Below are 2,953 nucleotides of genomic sequence, written 5' to 3'. Positions count from 1 at the left end.
GAACTTCCGCTTCGCCGTCAACAGGTTTTTCGAGACTGCCTAACCTGCCCGGCGCGCTGGAAGCCTTGCCACTGCTGGCTTTCCCGCCTCCCCGTGCGCCGGTGTCCGGAGCACGAAAGAGCGAAATTCTAGCGAGCCCGAAGGGGACTTGCAAGCGTTATTTCGACGCCTATTCAAGGCGCCTTTTCTATACGACGCGGCTCATCGACCGCCGGCCCCTTCAGATCGGGCGCTAACGCATGCCCCGCGGGCGCGCCGATCGTCCAGTCGTGCAGCACGGTGTACGCGACCGCCAGCAAAGTCGGTCCGATGAAAACACCGAGAAAACCGAAAGCCAATGCGCCGCCCAGAATCCCCAACATCACGAGGATCAGCGGCATGTCGCTATTCTTGCCTATCAGGATCGGCTTGATGACATTGTCAGACATGCCGACAGCCAGCACGCCCCACACGACCAGAAAGATTGCCCATCCGGTCTCACCGCCGTGATATAGCCAGATTGCCGCGGGCAACCATACGACCACCGGACCGCCGGGCACCACCGACAGAAAGAACGTCGCCAGCCCCAGCAATGCCGGCGCTGGCACCCCCGCAATCCAGCAGCCGAAGCCAGCCAGGACCCCTTGCACGAGCGCTGTGCCGAGAATACCGTAGACCACGCCCTTCACCGTGCTGCCCGCAAGTGCCAGCAGATAATCGGCACGTTCGCCGGCGATGCGTCGCATGCCCGCATTCAGCCAGGCAGCCGCACCCTCCCCGCCGGTATAAAAGAAGAACGCGAGCACGATACTCAACGCCAACAGCCCCAGGCCGTGCGTGACAGCAAGCGCCGCCGCCAGAATCCACTTCCCGGCCGGCGCCGCGAGCGTGCGCAGCTGCGCGATCAATTCCGAATCGCTGCTCGTCAAATGCGCCCAAAAGGCAAGAATGTTTGAACCCACCAGTGGAATCCGGCCGACCCAGGCCGGCAAATCAGGCAAGCCGTCCTCGAAGAGCCTTTGCACCAGCGCAACGATCTCGTGAACGTGCGCGCCGAACGCGAAACCTGCGTAAACGAACGGCCCGAGCACGACAATCAGAATGATGACCACGATCACAGTGGCGGCCCATTTGCGCCGTCCGCCGAGCGCCGCGGCCAGCCTCCGGTAAAGACCCCACGAGCTGTAACTGAGGATGGCCCCCCACAGAAGCGCGGTCGTAAAAGGCGCCAGCACCAGCAGCGACCCGCCCACCAGGACAAGCAGCGCGAATACAGCGGCGAGACGTTCGATCAGCTGGTCCGATTTCACGATGAATCTCCTATAGAGCCAGACCTCGGCGACAGATTGACATACGCTTGTCAGGCGCCCACTGAACGCCGTCAGTATAGAAGCGAGTCGTGCCTCCGGGGGCGTCTTGGGGACGTCTTATACCATCCGGCCAGATCGATATAGGCTCCCCCGCCAGACTGATTTTTCGTGTGGAAACGGCCCAATCCCTTCGGCGCTGCCGGCCAAATAATGTGGCGGCATAGAAAAGACTAGAATATAAGGTTCCGTGCCCCCCAATTTCCGGATTTATGCGCTCGCGAATCGCCAAACGTCTCCCCCCCGATGCCGACAAACTTGTCGGTCTCTCGCTCGCGCTCTTTGCGTCGGGCAGCCGCACCGAAGACCGCTTCTGGGAAGCGAAGCTCGATGCGCTGCTGGCCAAGATCGTCCGCAACGCCAACCAGACTACGTTGGACGCCGCGCTGGATCATTTGCAGCAAAATCATCCCGATGCTTACGGCGCGCTCGCCGACATGGCGGAAACGCACAGCGAGTCGTTCGTCATCGACCACGATGGCGTGCCGTACGAAGCGCTGCTGATTGCCGCGCCCGTGCTCGCATGGACCCGCTACGTGATTCCTTCCGGCCCGCTCAAACCCGACGCGGCCGACGCGTTGCGCGCACACCTGCAAGCGCATGTGCTCGCGGCCAACACACGCGTTGCGATGGCGCCGTTCCTGTACAGCATCGACCAGTTGCCGCGCCATCACGTCGAAACGTGGCGCATCGCCCAGCAGCTCGCTCAGGCGGCGATGGCCGGCGGCAATGCGAAGCTCAATTTCGGCGAACTGCCGGAAACCTCGCCGATTCTGGCCGACCCGCGCTTCCTGCTGGCCGTTGTCGCGGCGCCGGTCGGCGAACCGGTATTCCGTTGGCAGGAAGAGGAACACGGCAGCCGCATCGAGCGAGGCCAATGTCTTGAACAATGGGCCACGCAAGGAGGCGCGAATCTATCGCTGGTGCTGCCGGGCTGCGAATTCGAGTGCTTGTTGCCGGACGCGTACTACTCGGCCTGCCGGGACGCCGACGAAAGCGTGCGCCCTCATACGGTGCGTACCGCCGTGCGTTATCTGTTCGACACAATTGGCGCAGCGCCGCAGGAGTTGCGCGCGGTGGTCGCCGGCTTCGGCGAACACCGCATCGACGAGTACCGTGTGGGCTTCACGCGCCGCGGCAGCAATGACGTGATTTACGGCGTCGTCTGGCCTCTGTATGGCCGCGAGAACGGCGAACCGGGCATTGACGAGGAACCGCAGGAAAGCGCCGCGTCGGACGATCCGCTGGAAGAAATCGTCGCGCTACTCAAGGAGACCGGCGTGACCGACGTGCGCCGCCACGCGGGCCGCTTCGAGCCGGAATATTGCGATGATTGCGGCGTGCCGCTCTATGCCGATCCGCTCGGCGAGATCGTCCACGCGGAAATGCCGGAGGACGCGGAGCCCGCGCAACCGCATTTCCATTGAGCATGCACATGCGCGTCATCGCGCGCTGCCGTCCAGAGAAAAATAGCCCCGCTAAGCGGTAATGCCGTTCAGTTAAGGTTCTTCTTCAAGAATCGAACGGTGTAACGGTGAGGGCGAGATTTGACGACCCGGTCGCATGTGCGGCCGGGTCGTTTTTCATTGGGCAGCGACTTGAGGCGC

Annotated in this window: 2 protein-coding genes; one reads left to right on the top strand and one right to left on the bottom strand. The window is 62.7% G+C overall.

Annotation, left to right across the window (positions count from 1 at the left end; all coding sequences use genetic code 11):
- Positions 1 to 173: 173 nt before the first annotated feature.
- Positions 174 to 1,289: an AI-2E family transporter gene (locus FVF58_RS50765; RefSeq protein WP_188131238.1), complete on the bottom strand. Its 1,116-nt coding sequence runs from the start codon at positions 1,287 to 1,289 to the stop codon at positions 174 to 176.
- Between the two features lie 269 nt (positions 1,290 to 1,558).
- Between FVF58_RS50765 and FVF58_RS50760 the strand changes: the two genes are divergently transcribed.
- Positions 1,559 to 2,773 carry a DUF2863 family protein gene (locus FVF58_RS50760; RefSeq protein ID WP_149676953.1) on the top strand — a complete coding sequence of 405 codons (1,215 nt, stop codon included), beginning with the start codon at positions 1,559 to 1,561 and terminating at the stop codon, positions 2,771 to 2,773.
- Positions 2,774 to 2,953: the final 180 nt, after the last annotated feature.

The organism is Paraburkholderia panacisoli (assembly GCF_008369935.1).
Lineage (GTDB): Bacteria > Pseudomonadota > Gammaproteobacteria > Burkholderiales > Burkholderiaceae > Paraburkholderia > Paraburkholderia panacisoli.
Note: the sequence above shows the minus strand (reverse complement) of the source record. Positions and strands in the feature narration are given on the sequence as shown.